The organism is Streptomyces sp. NPDC001732 (assembly GCF_053596315.1).
This window is the reverse complement of record NZ_JBSFFY010000001.1, coordinates 203,118-220,150: the sequence shown is the minus strand read 5'-3', so window position 1 is coordinate 220,150 and position 17,033 is coordinate 203,118. Positions and strand designations below refer to the sequence as shown.

General features: G+C 72.0%; 14 protein-coding genes. 4 read left to right on the top strand and 10 right to left on the bottom strand.

The annotated features are described in order from the left end of the window. Window positions 1-61: 61 nt before the first annotated feature. The 5 genes from ACWCXX_RS00865 to hrcA all read right to left on the bottom strand — a co-directional run bounded on the left by ACWCXX_RS00865 (window position 62) and on the right by hrcA (window position 4,961). The gene (locus tag ACWCXX_RS00865) at window positions 62-595 is read right to left on the bottom strand and encodes a hypothetical protein (RefSeq protein WP_451122885.1); all 534 of its coding nucleotides are present in this window, start codon (window positions 593-595) and stop codon (window positions 62-64) included. A gap of 222 nt (window positions 596-817) precedes the next feature. Beyond that, window positions 818-1,564 carry a 16S rRNA (uracil(1498)-N(3))-methyltransferase gene (locus tag ACWCXX_RS00860; RefSeq protein ID WP_451122883.1) on the bottom strand — a complete coding sequence of 249 codons (747 nt, stop codon included), beginning with the start codon at window positions 1,562-1,564 and terminating at the stop codon, window positions 818-820. Beyond that, entirely contained in the window at window positions 1,561-2,634 is a 1,074-nt protein-coding gene (locus ACWCXX_RS00855; RefSeq protein WP_451122881.1) for a nitronate monooxygenase, read from the bottom strand. The genes ACWCXX_RS00860 and ACWCXX_RS00855 overlap by 4 nt, the downstream gene beginning before the upstream one ends. 173 nt (window positions 2,635-2,807) lie before the next feature. After that, window positions 2,808-3,944 (bottom strand): molecular chaperone DnaJ, encoded by a 1,137-nt coding sequence (gene dnaJ / locus ACWCXX_RS00850; protein ID WP_148835065.1) that lies wholly within the window; start codon window positions 3,942-3,944, stop codon window positions 2,808-2,810. Further along, window positions 3,945-4,961 carry a heat-inducible transcriptional repressor HrcA gene (gene hrcA / locus ACWCXX_RS00845; RefSeq protein WP_356931382.1) on the bottom strand — a complete coding sequence of 339 codons (1,017 nt, stop codon included), beginning with the start codon at window positions 4,959-4,961 and terminating at the stop codon, window positions 3,945-3,947. A gap of 198 nt (window positions 4,962-5,159) precedes the next feature. Between hrcA and ACWCXX_RS00840 the strand changes: the two genes are divergently transcribed. Both ACWCXX_RS00840 and ACWCXX_RS00835 read left to right on the top strand, forming a co-directional pair. Beyond that, window positions 5,160-5,882 (top strand): MBL fold metallo-hydrolase, encoded by a 723-nt coding sequence (locus ACWCXX_RS00840; RefSeq protein ID WP_451122878.1) that lies wholly within the window; start codon window positions 5,160-5,162, stop codon window positions 5,880-5,882. A gap of 25 nt (window positions 5,883-5,907) precedes the next feature. Then, on the top strand, window positions 5,908-6,744 hold the full coding sequence (locus ACWCXX_RS00835) for a DUF3097 domain-containing protein (RefSeq protein WP_451122876.1): 837 nt from the start codon (window positions 5,908-5,910) through the stop codon (window positions 6,742-6,744). 109 nt (window positions 6,745-6,853) lie between these two features. On the opposite strand, the gene hemW is transcribed toward ACWCXX_RS00835, so the two are convergent. From hemW to lepA, 4 genes are all read right to left on the bottom strand, one after another. After that, entirely contained in the window at window positions 6,854-8,095 is a 1,242-nt protein-coding gene (gene hemW / locus ACWCXX_RS00830; RefSeq protein WP_451122874.1) for a radical SAM family heme chaperone HemW, read from the bottom strand. A 213-nt stretch (window positions 8,096-8,308) separates the two neighbouring features. Beyond that, window positions 8,309-10,240 carry a SpoIIE family protein phosphatase gene (locus ACWCXX_RS00825; protein WP_451123530.1) on the bottom strand — a complete coding sequence of 644 codons (1,932 nt, stop codon included), beginning with the start codon at window positions 10,238-10,240 and terminating at the stop codon, window positions 8,309-8,311. A 233-nt stretch (window positions 10,241-10,473) separates the two neighbouring features. After that, window positions 10,474-12,363, bottom strand: coding sequence for an AMP-dependent synthetase/ligase (locus ACWCXX_RS00820; protein WP_451122872.1), 1,890 nt, complete (start codon window positions 12,361-12,363; stop codon window positions 10,474-10,476). A 499-nt stretch (window positions 12,364-12,862) separates the two neighbouring features. Beyond that, complete coding sequence (lepA, locus tag ACWCXX_RS00815) at window positions 12,863-14,737, bottom strand: translation elongation factor 4 (RefSeq protein WP_451122870.1); 1,875 nt, start codon at window positions 14,735-14,737, stop codon at window positions 12,863-12,865. A gap of 216 nt (window positions 14,738-14,953) precedes the next feature. Here lepA and rpsT point away from each other — a divergent pair, with 216 nt between their 5' ends. Then, window positions 14,954-15,220, top strand: coding sequence for a 30S ribosomal protein S20 (gene rpsT, locus ACWCXX_RS00810; protein ID WP_124717766.1), 267 nt, complete (start codon window positions 14,954-14,956; stop codon window positions 15,218-15,220). Window positions 15,221-15,625: 405 nt separating this feature from the next. Here the strand turns inward: rpsT and holA are convergent, their stop codons facing one another. After that, window positions 15,626-16,618, bottom strand: a complete 993-nt coding sequence (gene holA, locus ACWCXX_RS00805; RefSeq protein ID WP_451122868.1) for a DNA polymerase III subunit delta — start codon at window positions 16,616-16,618, stop codon at window positions 15,626-15,628. A 108-nt stretch (window positions 16,619-16,726) separates the two neighbouring features. On the opposite strand from holA, the gene ACWCXX_RS00800 reads away from it, so the two are divergent. Next, window positions 16,727-16,972, top strand: coding sequence for a hypothetical protein (locus ACWCXX_RS00800; protein WP_451122866.1), 246 nt, complete (start codon window positions 16,727-16,729; stop codon window positions 16,970-16,972). Window positions 16,973-17,033 lie beyond the last annotated feature (61 nt).

The following is a 17,033-nucleotide window of genomic DNA, read 5'->3' as shown; positions in this document are numbered from 1 at the left end:
GCGCACGCCCCCTCGCCCGCTCACCCGCGCGCTCCGGGAACGCCCGCTCGCCCCGGAACACCTACTTGCCCCGGAACCCCTCGGTCACCGTGACGGTCACGGTGACCGTGGGCCGGAAACCGCCGCCACCGGCCGGCGGTGGCTGAGTCACCACACCGGCCGACGGGGCGGCGTCGCAGTTGCCGAGCACATCCGCCCGGAAGACGGACCGCTCGCCCTCCGTGGCGCTCAGGTCCCCCCGCACGCACCGCCCGCCGACCTCCTGGGTCACCTTGCCGGTGAGCGCGATGTCCTTGCCGCTCCCGGTCTTGCCGGTGCAGTCGACCTTCGCGACCCGGGGTGCGGAGGCGGAGGGCGTCGAGGTCCCGGTACGGCCCCGGTCGACCCCGGCCGTGCAGCTCAGCCACTGCACGTCGACGCCGTTGCGCTCCAGCGCGCTGGTGCCGACCCGGTCGGTGGTCACGGCGATGGAAACGGAGTTCAGCCCGTCGACGGGTTCACAGGCGGCAACGCCCGCGACCGCCGCGCCCGCGAGTACGGAAGCGGCCAGAAAACGTCGGGGCCTTCGCCGGCCCCATGCCCTTGTTGTCCCCATACGGGCAGCTTCCCACCGTTCACCCGTGGAACGGTAGACGGCTTGCGGCCACAATCGGGGGCGGCTCCGGCGCGTGCGCCGGGTGTCCGACCGGACGTCAAACGGGGCGTGGTGGCACGGAGTCGGGACCGGGCGTCCGTCGCGGCAGCGCCGATCGCCCCGGCTCCCCCGTGTCCCGGTCCTCCGCCCCGCCCCGGTTCCTCCGCCGGGCGCGGGCCGGGTTCACGACCAGCGGCCGGTACGCCCCAGCAGCAGCGCCGTCGCCGCCGTGCCCGCGGTCGAGGTGCGCAGGACGCTCGTCCCGAGCCGGCAGGTCCGGGCGCCCGCCCCGGTGAAGACCGCCAGCTCGTCCGGCGACACACCGCCCTCGGGGCCGACGACCAGCACGATCCTGCCCTGTTCGGGGAGCGGGACGGTGGCCAGCGGCTCGCTTTGGTGGTCCCGGTCCTCGTGCAGGACGGCGGCGAAGTCCGCCGCGGCCAGGAGCGCGGCGACCTGTTTGGTCGTCATCGCGTCCGCCACGTCGGGGAAGCGCACCCGGCGGGACTGCTTGCCCGCCTCCCGGGCGGTGTTGCGCCATTTCGCCAGGGACTTGAGACCGCGCTCGCCCTTCCACTGGGTGATGCAGCGCGACGCCTGCCAGGGGACGATCCCGTCGACGCCGGTCTCCGTCATCGTCTCCACGGCGACCTCGCCCCGGTCGCCCTTGGGCAGCGCCTGGACGACGGTGATGCGGGGCACGGGTCCGGGCTCCTCGCGGGCCCCGGTGAGGCCGGTGACGACGAGCCGGTCCTTGCCCTCGGCGGCCCCGACGACGCCCTCGGCCCAGCGCCCGCGCCCGTCCGTCAGGACGACGTCCTCACCTGCGCGCAGCCGCTTCACCGACACGGCGTGCCTGCCCTCGGATCCTTCCAGGACGAACTCGGGCCCGTCGGGGACCTGTTCGACGACGAAGACCGGTGCGGTCACTGCGTACTCCCTGTGCTCACTGCCGCCCGTGCGGCGTCCAGTTCTTCGGCGAGCAGCCTGACCAGCCGGCCGGCCGGCAGCTCGCGTGCCATCCGGTGGCCCTGCCCCGCCCACAGCGCCATGCCCTGGGCGTCCCCGGCCCTGGCCGCCGCCTTGCGCAGCCCGGCGGTCAGGTAGTGGACCTGGGGGTAGGCGGCGGGGGCGTACGGACCGTGCTCGCGCATGAACCGGTTGACCAGGCCGCGGGCCGGGCGGCCCGAGAACGCCCGGGTCAGGGCGGTCCGTACGAACAGCGGGTTGGTCAGCGCCCGTTTGTGCAGCGGGCTCGCCCCGGATTCGGGGCAGGCGAGGAACGCCGTGCCGAACTGCGCCGCATCGGCGCCCGCCGCGAGCACGGCGGCGATCTGGGAGCCGCGCATCAGCCCGCCGGTGGCGACGATCGGTATCTGCACGGTCTCGCGGACCTGGGTCACCAGCGAGAGCAGCCCGATCCCGGTGCCGTCGGTCTGCGGGTCGTCGTGGTGGGTGGACTGGTGGCCGCCCGCCTCGATGCCCTGGACGCAGACCGCGTCCGCGCCCGCCCACTGAGCGGCCTGGGCCTCCTCGGGCGTGGTGACCGTCACGACGGTGTACGTGCCGACGCCGGCGAACGCGTCGAGGGTGTCGCGCGTCGGGCAGCCGAAGGTGAACGAGACGGCCGGGACCGGATCGTCCAGGAGGACGGCGAGCTTGGCCTCGTAGCCGTCGTCGCCGCCGCGGTCCGGGTCGCCGAGCGGGGTCTCGTACCAGGCTGCCTCGCCCGCGAGCTGGTGCCGGTACACCTCGACGGCGCTGGGGTCGGCGAGCGCCGGCTGCGGCATGAAGAGGTTGACGCCGAAGGACCGGCCGGTCAGCCCGCGCAGCTGTTTGATCTCGTGGTACATGCCGTCCGCCGTCTTGTACCCGGCGGCCAGGAAGCCGAGCCCGCCCGCCTCGGCGACGGCCGCGACGAGCTGCGGGCAGGACGCGCCGCCCGCCATCGGGGCCTGCACGATCGGATACCGGCAGAGATCGGTCAATGCGGAGGGCATGACCGCATCGTGCCATGTCCGGCACGACCGGGCGTGCGCGGCCCGCGGCCCGCGGGCCCGCTCCGGCCCGAAGCGGCTCCGTCCACCGCCGCATCCGGCCGCGGACGCCCCGGTCACGAACGCGGGACGGGCCCGCCGAGCGGGCCCGTCCCGGTCCAGGACCTGCGGGGCCGTCAGCGCCCGTTGAAGGCGTCCTTCAGCCGGGAGAACAGCCCCTGCTGGCCGGGCTGGAACTGGCCGGTGGGCCGCTCCTCGCCCCGCATCTTCGCCAGGTCCCGCAGCAGTCGCTCCTGCTCCGGGTCCAGCTTCGTCGGCGTCATCACCTCGACGTGCACGATCAGGTCGCCGCGCCCGCCGCCGCGCAGATGCGTGACACCGCGGCCGTGCAGCGGCACCGACTGGCCGGACTGGGTGCCGGGCCGGATGTCGACCTCCTCCAGGCCGTCGAGCGTCTCCAGCGGCACCTTCGTGCCGAGCGCGCCCGCCGTCATGGGGATGGTGACCGTGCAGTGCAGGTCGTCGCCGCGGCGCTGGAACACCGCGTGCGACAACTCGTGGATCTCCACGTACAGATCGCCGGCCGGGCCGCCGCCGGGGCCGACCTCGCCCTCGCCCGCGAGCTGGATGCGGGTGCCGTTGTCGACACCGGCGGGGATCTTCACGGTGAGCGTGCGCCTGGAGCGGATGCGGCCGTCACCGGCGCACTCCGGGCACGGGGTCGGCACGACCGTACCGAAGCCCTGGCACTGCGGGCAGGGGCGCGAGGTCATGACCTGGCCGAGGAAGGACCGGGTGACCTGGGAGACCTCACCGCGGCCGCGGCACATGTCACAGGTCTGCGCGGAGGTGCCGGGCGCGGCGCCCTCGCCGCTGCACGTGGTGCAGACGACGGCCGTGTCGACCTGGATGTCCTTGGTGGTGCCGAACGCCGCCTCGGCGAGATCGATCTCCAGCCGGATCATCGCGTCCTGGCCGCGCCGGGTGCGCGAACGGGGCCCGCGCTGCGACGACGTGCCGAAGAACGCGTCCATGATGTCGGAGAAGTTGCCGAAGCCACCCTGTCCGAATCCGCCCGCACCCGCACCGCCGGAGGCGGACAGCGGGTCGCCGCCGAGGTCGTAGACCTGCTTCTTCTGCGGGTCCGACAGCACCTCGTAGGCGGCGTTGATCTCCTTGAACCGCTCCTGGGTCTTCGGATCGGGGTTCACATCCGGATGCAGCTCGCGGGCGAGCCTGCGGAATGCCTTCTTGATCTCGTCCTGAGATGCGTCGCGGCGCACGCCGAGTACGGCGTAGTAGTCCGTGGCCACTTACGACTCCGCCAGGATCTGTCCGACGTAACGTGCCACTGCGCGTACCGCTCCCATCGTTCCGGGGTAGTCCATGCGGGTCGGTCCGACCACGCCGAGTTTGGCGACTGCCTCGTCGCCCGAACCGTAGCCGACCGCGACGACGGACGTGGAGTTGAGCCCTTCATGGGCGTTCTCGTGCCCGATACGTACGGTCATGCCCGAGTCCTTGGCCTCGCCGAGCAGCTTCAGCAGCACGACCTGTTCCTCCAGTGCTTCCAGCACCGGCCGGATCATCACGGGGAAGTCGTGCCCGAAGCGGGTGAGGTTGGAGGTGCCGCCGATCATCAGCCGCTCCTCCGTCTCCTCGACGAGGGTTTCGAGCAGGGTGGAGAGCACGGTGGACACGGTTCCCCGGTCCTCGCTCTCGAAGGATTCCGGCAGGTCCTGCACCAGCTGCGGGACGTCCGTGAAACGGCGTCCCACGACCCGGCTGTTGAGCCGGGCCCGCAGATCGGCGAGGGAGGTCTCGCCGAACGGAGCGGGGCAGTCGATCATCCGCTGCTCCACCCGGCCGGTGTCCGTGATGAGCACGAGCATCAGCCGGGCCGGCGCCAGCGAGAGCAGTTCCACGTGCCGCACCGTCGACCGGGTCAGCGAGGGGTACTGCACGATGGCGACCTGCCGGGTCAGCTGCGCGAGCAGCCGTACGGTGCGGCCCACGACGTCGTCGAGGTCGACCGCGCCGTCGAGGAAGTTCTGGATGGCGCGGCGCTCCGGCGACGAGAGGGGCTTGACCCCCGCGAGCCTGTCGACGAAGAGCCGGTAGCCCTTGTCCGTCGGGATGCGTCCCGCACTGGTGTGGGGCTGGGCGATGAAGCCCTCGTCCTCCAGCACCGCCATGTCGTTGCGGACGGTCGCCGGGGAGACGCCCAGCTTGTGCCGCTCGGTGAGCGCCTTCGAGCCGACGGGCTCCTCGGTGCCGACGTAGTCCTGGACGATGGCACGAAGCACTTCGAGTCTGCGTTCGCTGAGCATCGCGCACACCTCCAGCTGTGTTTCCTCGGTCGGCCACCGGGCCTTCCCGGCTCTTTCCCGGGAATCCCCCTGGCACTCTGTCATCGCGAGTGCCAGCAATCCCCCGGTCAGTGTACGGCGGTCGAGTGGGGGCCTAGCAAGGGCGACCGGCCACACCGCCGCGAGACGTTCGCAGGTGGTTGCCGATAGCGTCGCGGTATGAACGCCTCTTGGGAAGAGTACGGCTGGGAGCGACTCGGTCACGGAGTGGGCCGACGGCGCCTTCCCGGGTGGGACGCGACGGTCGCGCTGGTGGCCGGAACGGACGGAGTGCTGCTGTACGACACCGGATCGTCACTGCGCGAGGGCGCGGAACTGCGGGCCCAGACGCAGGCCCTGCTGGGCCGGAGGGTGACGCATGTCGCACTCAGCCACCCCCATTTCGATCATGTGCTGGGCACCGCCGCGTTCTCCGGCGCCGAGGTCTACGGCGCGGCCGGCACGGCGGAGATGATGCGGCGGGAGGCCGACGACCTGCGCGTCTCCGCGGTGCGCCAGGGAATTTCCGAGCACGAGGCGGCGGAGGCCGTCGACGCGCTGGTGGTGCCGCAGCACCAGGTGTGCGGGGAGCGGACGCTCGACCTGGGCGGCGGGCGCGAGGTGCTGCTCGCCGACCTCGGCCCCGCGCACAGCGGCCACGACCTGGTGGCGGTCGTGCCCGGCTCCCCGGCGATCGTGCTCTGCGGCGACCTGGTCGAGGAGTCCGGTGAGCCGCAGGCGGGCCGGGACGCGTTCCCGTCCCGCTGGCCGGCCGCGCTGGACCGGCTGCTGGAGCTGGGCGGCGAGGACGCGGTGTACGTACCGGGGCACGGGGCGGTGGTGGACGCGGCGTTCGTACGGGAGCAGCGCGGACAACTGGCCGACCGCTTCGGCGTGTCGTGACCCGTTGTCGTCCTATCGTCGTCCGATGCGCAGCTACCGGCCCGACCTGACCCCGCCGTGGAAGAGGTCCGCCCCCGTTCCCGAGGTCCCCGCCGAGCCCGATCTGGTCGTGGAGGAGGTCTCGACCGGATTCTGCGGTGCGGTGATCCGCTGTGAGAAGACGGCCCAGGGGCCGACGGTGACCCTGGAGGACCGTTTCGGCAAGCACCGGGTGTTCCCGATGGAGCCGCGTGGCTTCCTGCTGGAGGGCCGGGTGGTCACGCTCGTACGCCCCTCGGCCGCCGCCCCGGCGCGCCCCGCCCGCACGGCCTCGGGCTCGATCGCGGTCCCGGGGGCGCGGGCCCGGATCGCGCGGGCGGGCCGGATCTACGTGGAGGGCCGGCACGACGCGGAGCTGGTCGAGCGGGTCTGGGGCGACGACCTGCGGATCGAGGGCGTGGTCGTCGAGTACCTGGAGGGCATCGACGACCTCCCGGCCGTCGTGCGCGAGTTCTCCCCCGGCCCGGACGCCAGGCTGGGCGTCCTGGTCGACCACCTGGTGCCCGGCTCCAAGGAGTCCCGGATCGCCGACCGGGTGTCGGAGGCGGACGTCCTGGTGGTGGGGCACCCCTACATCGACGTGTGGGAGGCGGTGAAGCCGTCCTCCGTGGGCATCCCGGCCTGGCCGGTGGTGCCGCGCGGCCAGGACTGGAAGACCGGTGTGTGCCGCGCGCTCGGCTGGCCGGAGAACACCGGCGCGGCCTGGCAGCGCATCCTGTCCGCGGTCCGCTCGTACCGGGACCTGGAACCGGCCCTGCTGGGTTCGGTGGAGCACCTGATCGACTTCGTGACGGCGCCCGCAACAAGCCCCTCCGGCGATTGAGGAGCGGGGGTCCGGGAGGCGGAGCCCCCGGTTACGGGAGGAGCGGGCAGGGGAAAAGGCCCGCCGCAGGCGCACTCCCACCCGCGCCCTGCGCCCCGCTCCCGCCCCCTCAGTCCACCAGATCCCGCACCACCGCGTCCGCCAGCAGCCGCCCCCGCAACGTGAGCACCGCGTGCCCCCGCTCGTACGGGCCGGGCTCCAGGAGGCCGTCCGCCAGGGCGCGGCGGGAGGCGGCCAGCCCCGCCGGGGTCAGCAGGGACAGCGGGCAGCCGTCCACGAGCCGCAGCTCCAGCAGGATCCGCTCGACCCGGCGGTCCTCCGCGGAGAGGATCTCGCGCCCGGCCCCGGGCGACCGCCCCTCGGCCAGGGCCTGTGCGTACGCCCCCGGGTGCTTCACGTTCCACCAGCGCACCCCACCGACGTGGCTGTGCGCCCCGGGCCCGGCGCCCCACCAGTCGGCCCCGCGCCAGTACAGCTCGTTGTGCAGGCAGCGGCCCTCGGGCGTGCGGGCCCAGTTCGACACCTCGTACCAGGAGAAGCCGGCCGCGGCCATCGTCTCCTCCGCGATCAGGTACCGGTCGGCGTGGACGTCGTCGTCGGTCATCGGGACCTCGCCGCGCCGGATGCGGCGGGCCAGCTGCGTGCCCTCCTCGACGATCAGCGCGTACGCCGACACATGGTCCGGCCCCGCGCCGATCGCCGCGTCCAGCGAGGCCCGCCAGTCGTCGTCGGACTCCCCCGGCGTGCCGTAGATCAGGTCGAGGTTGACGTGTTCGAAGCCCGCCTCCCGGGCCTCGGCCACGCATGCCTCGGGCCGTCCCGGCGTGTGCGTGCGGTCCAGGATCCTGAGCACGTGCTGCCGCGCGCTCTGCATCCCGAACGAGATCCGGTTGAAGCCGCCCTCCCGCAGTTCGGCGAGATAGGCCGGACCCACGGACTCCGGATTGGCCTCGGTGGTGATCTCGGCGTCGTCCGCGAGCCCGAACTCCTCCCGGATCGCCCCCAGCATCCGGACCAGGTCGGCGGCGGCCAGCAGGGTCGGCGTACCGCCGCCGACGAAGACCGTGCGGACCGGGCGCGGGTCGTCGCCGAGGACCTTGCGGGCCTGGCGGACCTCGCCGATCAGGTGCTCGGCGTAGTTGTCCCGGGAGGCCAGCGCACCGCCGGAGCCGCGCAGCTCGGTCGCGGTGTAGGTGTTGAAGTCGCAGTAGCCGCAGCGGGTCGCGCAGTACGGGACGTGCAGGTAGAAGCCGAGCGGCCGGCCGGCGGCGCCTTCCAGGGCATGGCGGGGCAGCGCCCCGTCGTCGGGTACGGGTTCACCATCGGGGAGTACGGAAGGCATACCGCCCATTGTCGCTCGGCGCCCGGGGCCTTCGGGCCACGCCCATGATCACGAGGCCCGGCACCGGTCCCCGGCCGTGCCGAACCCGGTCCGCACCGCCCCCGTACCGGCCTTTCGCCCGCACCGCCCCGTGCCCGGCCCATCGCCCGCACCGGGGCCGCACCGGCCTCCGCCCACGCCGTGCCCGTACCGGCCTTCCGTCCGCACCGGAGCCGGTCCGTCTCATCCCGCCTGGAGCACCAGCAGGGCCAGGTCGTCGTCGGGCGGTCGCTCGGCGAATTCGTGCACGGCTCGCTTGATCCGGTCCGCTATGCCGTCCGCCGACAGGCCGGAGCAGCCGGACAGGGCCTGGGCCAGTCCGTCCCCGTCATCGAACATCAGCTCTCCGGAGCGCCGCTCCGTCACCCCGTCCGTGACGCACAGCAGGCTGTCGCCCGGTGCCAGCTCGAAGCTCTGGCTCTCGTACGCGACGTCGTCGAAGATCCCGAGCAGCATCTGCGGCTCGGCGGCCGGGCGGACCTCGCCGTCGGGCCGCAGCAGCAGCGGCAGCGGGTGGCCGGCGCTGGCCAGGGTGCAGTGCACCCCGCCGCCGGGCAGCGGCACCAGCTCCCCGTACAGCAGGGACAGGAAGCGGGACTGTCCGGTGTCCGCCGTCTGCTGGCCGCCCGCCGCGGCCACCATGAGCGCGGCGGCCTCGGCCGCCTCCATCGCGTCGTCGAGGAGCAGCCGGTTGAGCCGGTCCAGGACCTCGCCGACGCCGAAGCCCTCGCGGGCCAGCAGCCGCAGCCAGGGCCGGGCGAGGCCGGTGACGACGGCGGCCTCGGGTCCGCTGCCCTGGACGTCGCCGAGGACGAAGCACCAGCGGTCGCCTGGGCACGGGAAGATGTCGTAGAAGTCGCCGCCGACGACGCCGTCGTCGCTGGGTTCGTACACCAGCGAGCTGGTGACACCGGGTATGTCGGCGACCTTGCCCGGCAGCAGCGCGCGCTGCAGGATGCGGCTGATGGTGGCCTGCCGGGTGTACTCGCGGGCGGCGCCGACGGCGAGGCCGACCCGACGCACGAAGTCCTCGATGAGCGCGGCCACTTCGTCGGGGACGCGGACGAGGCCCTCCCGCCCGAGGAGCACGGCGCCGAGCGTCCGGCCGCCGGAGGTGATCCGGTAGGCGAGGGCGGTCGCCACGGGTTCCTCGGCCTTCTCGGCGTCCTCCTCCCCGCCGGGCCAGGGCATGGAGACGGGCCCGGTGCCGACTCGTTCGGGGAGCCGGATCGGGTCCTGTTCCAGCAGGGCGCGCAGTTGTGCGGTCTCGGCCTCGTCCCGGTGCCAGACACTGGCGAGCCGGGGGACGGCCGAGGGGCCGCCGTTCTCGGGTTCCAGCCAGATCGCGCACCAGTCGGCGAGCCTGGGCACCAGTAACTGTCCGGAGAGCGCGGCGACGATGTCCTCGTCGAGCTGGCCGGCGAGCAGGTCCGACGCCTCGGCGAGGAACGAGAGCGCGCCGCGGCCGGCCCAGTCCGCGTCGTCGCGCAGGGCGCGGCGGGCCGTGGGGGCGAGCAGTTCGGCGTCGCGCAGCCCCTGTTGGAACCCGGGCCCGGGGTCGGCCGACGGTTCCGGGAACGGACTCCAGTCGTCCACGGGAAGCCTGGCCCAGACGGTCTTGAGGCCGGTGCGGTAGGTGATGCCCCAGCGTTCGGCGAGGGTGCCGACGAGCTGGAGCCCGCGGCCGTGGTCGGCGGGTTCGTCGTAGCCGAGGACCGTGGCGTTCTGCGCCTCCTCCGCCACGCTGCCGGACTCCGGCCGGTCGCTGCGCACGGCGCGGGCCGGGTGATGGTCCGACACCTCCAGCACCAGGGCCGCGGACTCGCCCTCGACGGCCTCCTCCAGCCGGGCGAGCAGCTCCACATGGGTCCCCGCGTGCACGACCGCGTTGGTGACCAGCTCGCTGACGACCACATCGGCGTCGTCGGCCAGACGCTCGCTGAAGCCCACGGCCGCCGGCAGTTCGAGCCCGGCCCACTCGTCGAGCGCGGCCCGGACGAACCGGCGGGCGGCGGAGGGCGCGAGGAGGTTTCCGGGCAGGGACGTATGGGCGACCGGCTGCGCATCCGCACGGCCGACGGGGGTTCCGGGACGCTGGACGATGTCCCGCTGCAAGGGAATTGACCCCACGGTGCAGCTCCTGACCTGTTCTCGCTCTGTCTGTTCTCGTTCTGGCTGTCTGTTCTCGTCGGGTTGGTCGGCTGTTCTGGTCGGGCGGCGCTGACGCCACCGACAGAGTGACAGATGGACCATGCCCATAAGCAACGAGTTGCCGAAGTGAGCAGAGAAAGTGAGCGTGTCGGAACGGAAAGCAGCCGCACCGTGCGGCCGGTCCGCGAGGGCCTGTCCTACGCCTCGCGGGTTCCCGTGTACATGTCGTCGATGAGATCCTTGTACTCGCGCTCGACGACCGGCCGCTTCAGCTTCAGACTGGGCGTCAGCTCGCCGTGCTCGATGTCGAGGTCGCGCGGCAGCAGCCGGAACTTCTTGATGGTCTGCCAGCGCTGCAAACCCTCGTTGAGCCGCTTCACATAGCCCTCGATGAGCCGGACGGCCTGCGGGGAGGCCACCACTTCGGCGTAGCTCTTCCCGCCCAGGCCGTTCTCGGCGGCCCAGCCGAGGATGGTGGGTTCGTCGAGCGCGATCAGGGCGGTGCAGAAGTTGCGGTCCGCGCCGTGCACCAGGATGTTGGAGACGAACGGGCAGACCGCCTTGAACTGTCCCTCGACCTCCGCCGGAGCGATGTACTTGCCGCCGGACGTCTTGATCAGGTCCTTCTTGCGGTCGGTGATCCGGAGGTAGCCGTCCACGGACAGCTCGCCGATGTCACCGGTGTGGAACCAGCCGTCCGACTCCAGCACCTCGGCGGTCTTCTCCGGCTGCCCGTGGTAACCCTGCATGATTCCGGGGCCGCGCAGCAGGATCTCGCCGTCGTCGGCGATCCGGACCTCGGTGCCGGGGAGCGGCTTTCCGACGGTGCCGGTGCGGTAGGCCTCGCCCGGGTTGACGAAGGAGGCGGCGCTGGACTCCGTGAGGCCGTAGCCCTCCAGGATGTGGATGCCGGCGCCCGCGAAGAAGAAGCCGATGTCGGGGGCGAGCGCTGCGGAGCCGGAGACGCAGGCGCGCAGTCGGCCGCCGAACGCCTCGCGGATCTTGGCGAAGACGAGGGTGTCGGCGACCTTGTGCTTGGCGCCGAGCGCGAACGGGACGGAGGACCTGCCGGTGCGCCGGAAGTTGTCCTGCGCGACCGTCGCGTACTCGCGGGCGACGCCGGCCGCCCACTGGAAGATCTTGTACTTGGCCCCGCCGCCGGCCCGTGCCTTGGCGGCGACCCCGTTGTAGACCTTCTCGAAGATGCGGGGGACGGCGGCCATGTACGTCGGCTGGACGACCGGCAGGTTCTCGATGATCTTGTCGACCCGGCCGTCGACCGCGGTGACGTGGCCGACCTCGATCTGGCCGGAGGTGAGGACCTTGCCGAAGACGTGCGCGAGCGGCAGCCAGAGGTACTGGACGTCGTCCTTGGTGATCAGGCCGGTCGCCACGGTGGCCTTGGCCATGTACGACCAGTTGTCGTGCGGCAGGCGCACGCCCTTGGGGCGGCCGGTGGTGCCCGAGGTGTAGATCAGGGTGGCCAGCTGGTCGGAGGTGATGGCGGCGACGCGTTCCTTGATCGCCTCGGGGTTCTTCGCCAGGTGGTCCGCGCCGAGGGCCTCCAGGGCGGCCAGGGTGAGCACCCAGCCCTCGGGGTCGTCCTCGGCGGGTTCGGCGCCCTCGGGGTCGATGACGACGACATGGGCGAGGTTCGGCAGCTCGGCCCGGCGCTCGCGGGCCTTGGCCAGCTGGCCGGCGTCCTCGGCGATCAGCACCCGGCTCTCGGAGTCGGAGAGGATGAACGCCGACTCCTCGGCGTTGGTCGACGGGTAGACCGTGGTGGTGGCGGCACCCGCGCACATCACGCCGAGGTCGGCGAGGATCCACTCCACCCGGGTGCTGGAGGCGAGCGCGACCCGCTCCTCCGGCAGCACGCCCAGACCGATGAGTCCGGCCGCGATGGCGTAGACCCGCTCGGCGGCCTGCGCCCAGCTCAGCGACTTCCACTCGTCGGGGCCCTGGCCGGTGGCCGAGGGGACGGGGTAGCGGTACGCCTCCCCGTCCGGGGTGGCCGCCACGCGGTCGACGAAGAGATTCGCCACGGAGGGCGGTCGGTTCTCGATCAAGGTCAGTGTGTCGCTCACGACGTCCTCCGGGCCTGCGGCAGTGCTTCACGACCGGCTGCTGATTACTGCTGACTGCTGCTTGTTCCTACGTGTGTTCCTGCGGGTGTTCCTGCATACGTCTGCGCGTGTTCCTGCGTACGTCTGCGTTCTTGCGTGGTCCCGTGCGTTCTTGCCCGATTCCGCGGTGCCGGTCCCGAATGTGCCCGGTCCGCTTGTTTAACTGACGGGTAACTAAGAAGCCGTGATCAGGGTAGAGCGCCCGCGTCCGCCGCGTAAGGGGCAATGAGCCGCCGCTTCATAACGAACAGGCCCCTGTGTCGCAGCGCGCTGCGACACAGGGGCCCTTCGGCCGCCACCCGGCGGGAGCGGACGGGACTCGCCGCGGACCGTTTCCGGCGCGGGCCCGGGTCCGAGGCCGGCCCGCTGCCGTGCCCGGTCCGGGCCCCGTTCGGGACCTCGTCCGGGGCCTCGTTCGGGCCGGAGCCGCGCCCGGTCCGGGGGCGCCCACGGCACGGGGCTACTTCTTGCCCTTGCCGTCCCCGGCCGACTCGTCCGTCGACAGCACGGCGATGAAGGCCTCCTGCGGCACCTCCACGTTGCCGACCATCTTCATCCGCTTCTTGCCCTCCTTCTGCTTCTCCAGCAGCTTCCGCTTACGGGAGATGTCACCGCCGTAGCACTTGGCGAGGACGTCCTTGCGGATGGCGCGGACGGTCTCACGGGCGATGACCCGGGAACCGATGGCGGCCTGGATCGGCACCTCGAAGTTCTGCCGCGGGATCAGTTCGCGCAGCTTGGCGACGAGCCGCACGCCGTACGCGTACGCCTTGTCCTTGTGCGTGACCGCGGAGAAGGCGTCGACCTTGTCGCCGTGGAGCAGGATGTCGACCTTGACGAGCTGGGCGGTCTGCTCGCCGGTGGGCTCGTAGTCGAGGGACGCGTAACCCCGGGTCTTGGACTTCAGCTGGTCGAAGAAGTCGAAGACGATCTCGGCGAGCGGCAGGGTGTAGCGGATCTCGACCCGGTCCTCGGAGAGGTAGTCCATGCCGAGCAGGGTGCCGCGCCGGTTCTGGCAGAGCTCCATGATCGCGCCGATGAACTCGCTGGGGGCCAGGATCGTGGCGCGTACGACGGGCTCGTGCACCTTGTCGATCTTGCCCTCGGGGAATTCGCTCGGGTTCGTGACCGTGTGCTCGCTGCCGTCCTCCATGTCGACGCGGTAGACCACGTTGGGGGCGGTGGCGATCAGGTCGAGGCCGAACTCGCGCTCCAGGCGCTCCCGGATCACGTCGAGGTGGAGCAGGCCGAGGAAGCCGACGCGGAAGCCGAAGCCGAGGGCGGCGGAGGTCTCCGGCTCGTACACCAGGGCGGCGTCGTTGAGCTGGAGCTTGTCGAGCGCCTCGCGCAGGTCCGGGTAGTCCGACCCGTCCAGCGGGTACAGCCCCGAGAACACCATCGGCTTGGGGTCCTTGTAGCCGCCCAGCGCCTCGCTCGCGCCCTTGTTCAGGGAGGTGATGGTGTCACCGACCTTGGACTGCCGGACGTCCTTCACACCGGTGATGATGTAGCCGACCTCGCCCACGCCGAGGCCGTCGGCCGGGGTCATCTCCGGGGAGGAGACCCCGATCTCCAGCAGCTCGTGGGCGGCGCCGGTGGACATCATCCTGATGCGCTCGCGCTTGTTGAGCTGCCCGTCGACGACACGGACGTACGTGACGACGCCGCGGTACGAGTCGTAGACCGAGTCGAAGATCATCGCGCGGGCCGGGGCGTCCGCCACGCCGACCGGGGCCGGGACGTCCTTGACCACCCGGTCGAGCAGCGCGTCCACGCCGACACCGGTCTTCGCCGACACCTTGAGCACGTCCTCGGGCTGGCAGCCGATGAGGTTCGCCAGCTCCTCGGAGAACTTCTCGGGCTGCGCGGCCGGCAGGTCGATCTTGTTGAGCACCGGGACGATGGTGAGGTCGTTCTCCATCGCCAGGTAGAGGTTGGCCAGGGTCTGGGCCTCGATGCCCTGCGCGGCGTCGACCAGCAGGATCGTGCCCTCGCAGGCGGCGAGCGAACGGGAGACCTCGTAGGTGAAGTCCACGTGACCCGGGGTGTCGATCATGTTGAGGACGTGGGTGCGGCCCTGGTCCTCGCCCGTGGTGGGGGCCCAGGGCAGACGCACCGCCTGGGACTTGATGGTGATGCCGCGCTCGCGCTCGATGTCCATCCGGTCGAGGTACTGAGCACGCATCTGCCGCTGGTCGACCACGCCGGTCAGCTGGAGCATCCGGTCGGCGAGGGTCGACTTGCCGTGGTCGATGTGCGCGATGATGCAGAAATTGCGGATCAGCGCCGGGTCGGTACGGCTCGGCTCGGGCACGTTGGTAGGAGTCGCGGGCACGCAGGGTCCTGATTCTTGAGACGCCGAACGCCGTGTCTCGGGTCGATGTCGGTTCGGTCGGATCGATACGTAGCCTCCATCGTCCCATGGTTGCGGGGCGGAGACCGGTTTGGGCCGGTCGGAGCCGGGCTGGTACCGTTGACAGCTGTGTCTCGCGACCCTCTTGGGCCGTGGGACGCACATCGAAGATCCAACGAACCTGAAAAGGCTCTTTTCGTGGCGAACATCAAGTCCCAGATCAAGCGGAACAAGACGAACGAGAAGGCGCGCCTGCGCAACAAGGCCGTCAAGTCCTCGCTCAAGACCGCTATCCGCAAGGCCCGTGAGGCTGCCGCCGCCGGTGACGTCGAGAAGGCCACCACGGCCGCTCGCGACGCCTCCCGCGCGCTCGACAAGGCCGTCTCGAAGGGTGTCATCCACAAGAACGCCGCCGCCAACAAGAAGTCGGCGCTGGCCTCCAAGGTTGCCTCCCTCCAGGGCTGAGCATTCTGACCTGATCGCCGGAACGGACCAAGCGGGCCCTCTCTCCCGTTCCCGACCGGCACCCCGCGCCGCACACCGAACCTGCGTTCGCCACGCGGGTGCGGCGCACCAAGCGTGAACCGAAGGCCCCGGCCCCGCCCTCCCCAGCGCGAGACCGGGGCCTTCGGCGTACCCGCACACCTGCTTCCGAGCGCTTCGGACCGTACTTTCGGGCCGTACACGTACGGTGCCCCGGGCCGTACACGTACGGTGCCCCGGGCCGTACGTACAGGTGCTTCGGGCCGTACGGGGCGGGGCGGGCTCCGCCCGGGGTGTGGGCCGGCCCGGCCGCAGGCCCTTCGCAGGCCCCCGCACCGCCGCGCCTACGACCGCGGCTTCTTCCCCCGCTCTGCCGCCGCTACCGCTCTACCGCTGCCGCCCCGACCGTGCCGCTCTCGCCACCGCGACCACGGCCTTCTCCAGTGCGTACTCCGGATCGTCGCCGCCGCCCTTGACCCCCGCGTCGGCGTCCGCGACGGCCCGCAGCGCCAGCGCCACCCCGTCGGGCGTCCACCCGCGCATCTGCTGGCGCACCCGGTCGATCTTCCAGGGCGGCATGCCCAGCTCACGGGCGAGGTCCGCGGGACGTCCCCCACGGGCCGAGGACAGCTTGCCGATGGCGCGTACCCCCTGGGCCAGCGCGCTGGTGATCAGCACGGGCGCCACCCCGGTCGACAGCGACCAGCGCAACGCTTCGAGCGCCTCCGCGGCCCGCCCCTCCACGGCACGGTCGGCGACCGTGAAACTCGACGCCTCCGCACGGCCCGTGTAGTAACGGGCGACGACCGCCTCGTCGATCGTGCCCTCGACGTCCGCGACCAGCTGCGAGACCGCGCTCGCCAGCTCCCGCAGGTCACTGCCGATGGCATCGACCAGCGCCTGGCACGCCTCGGGGGTCGCCGAACGTCCCAGTGTCCGGAACTCCGACCGTACGAACGAGAGCCGCTCGGCCGGCTTGGTCGTCTTCGGGCAGGCGACCTCCCGTGCCCCTGCCTTGCGCGCCGCGTCCAGCAGCCCCTTGCCCTTGGCGCCGCCCGCGTGCAGCAGCACGAGGACGATCTCCTCGACCGGATCGCCGAGGTACGCCTTGACGTCCTTGACCGTGTCGGCGGAGAGGTCCTGCGCGTTGCGCACGATCACCACCTTGCGCTCGGCGAAGAGCGACGGGCTCGTCAGCTCGGCGAGGGTGCCGGGCTGGAGCTGGTCGGAGGCGAGGTCGCGGACGTCCGTGTCGGGGTCGGAGGCGCGGGCAGCCGCCACCACCTGCTGCACGGCGCGGTCCAGGAGCAGGTCCTCCTGTCCCACGGCGAGCGTGACGGGGGCGAGCGGATCGTCGGTGGAATTCTTTCTGGTGGCCATCGCCCTCCAGCATCCCATGCACCACTGACAGCCCCGAGGACGATCGACGGTGCCGAACCGATCCTCTCCGCCGGGACCACGGCGTTCGCGGTACGGGAGAATGGGCCGGTGAGCGATGTGAGACATGTGCTGGTGCTGCCCGACCGCGACGCCGCGGAGGAGGTCGTCGAAGAACTCGCCGACCGGTTCGGGATCGCCGAGGAGCCCCAGCTCGTGCGCGACGCACTGGCCGGCGAGGACGACGCCGAGGACGCCCAGTGGCTGGTGGTCGTGGAGGATCCCTCGAAACGCCTGGACCCCTCGGCGCTCGACGCGTTCGCCGCGGAGTACGAGGGCTGGCTCGAAGCCCCCTGACGGGCCGTCCTGCGGCCCCGGCGGCCCGACACAGGCCCGACACCAGGCCCGACCCCAGGCC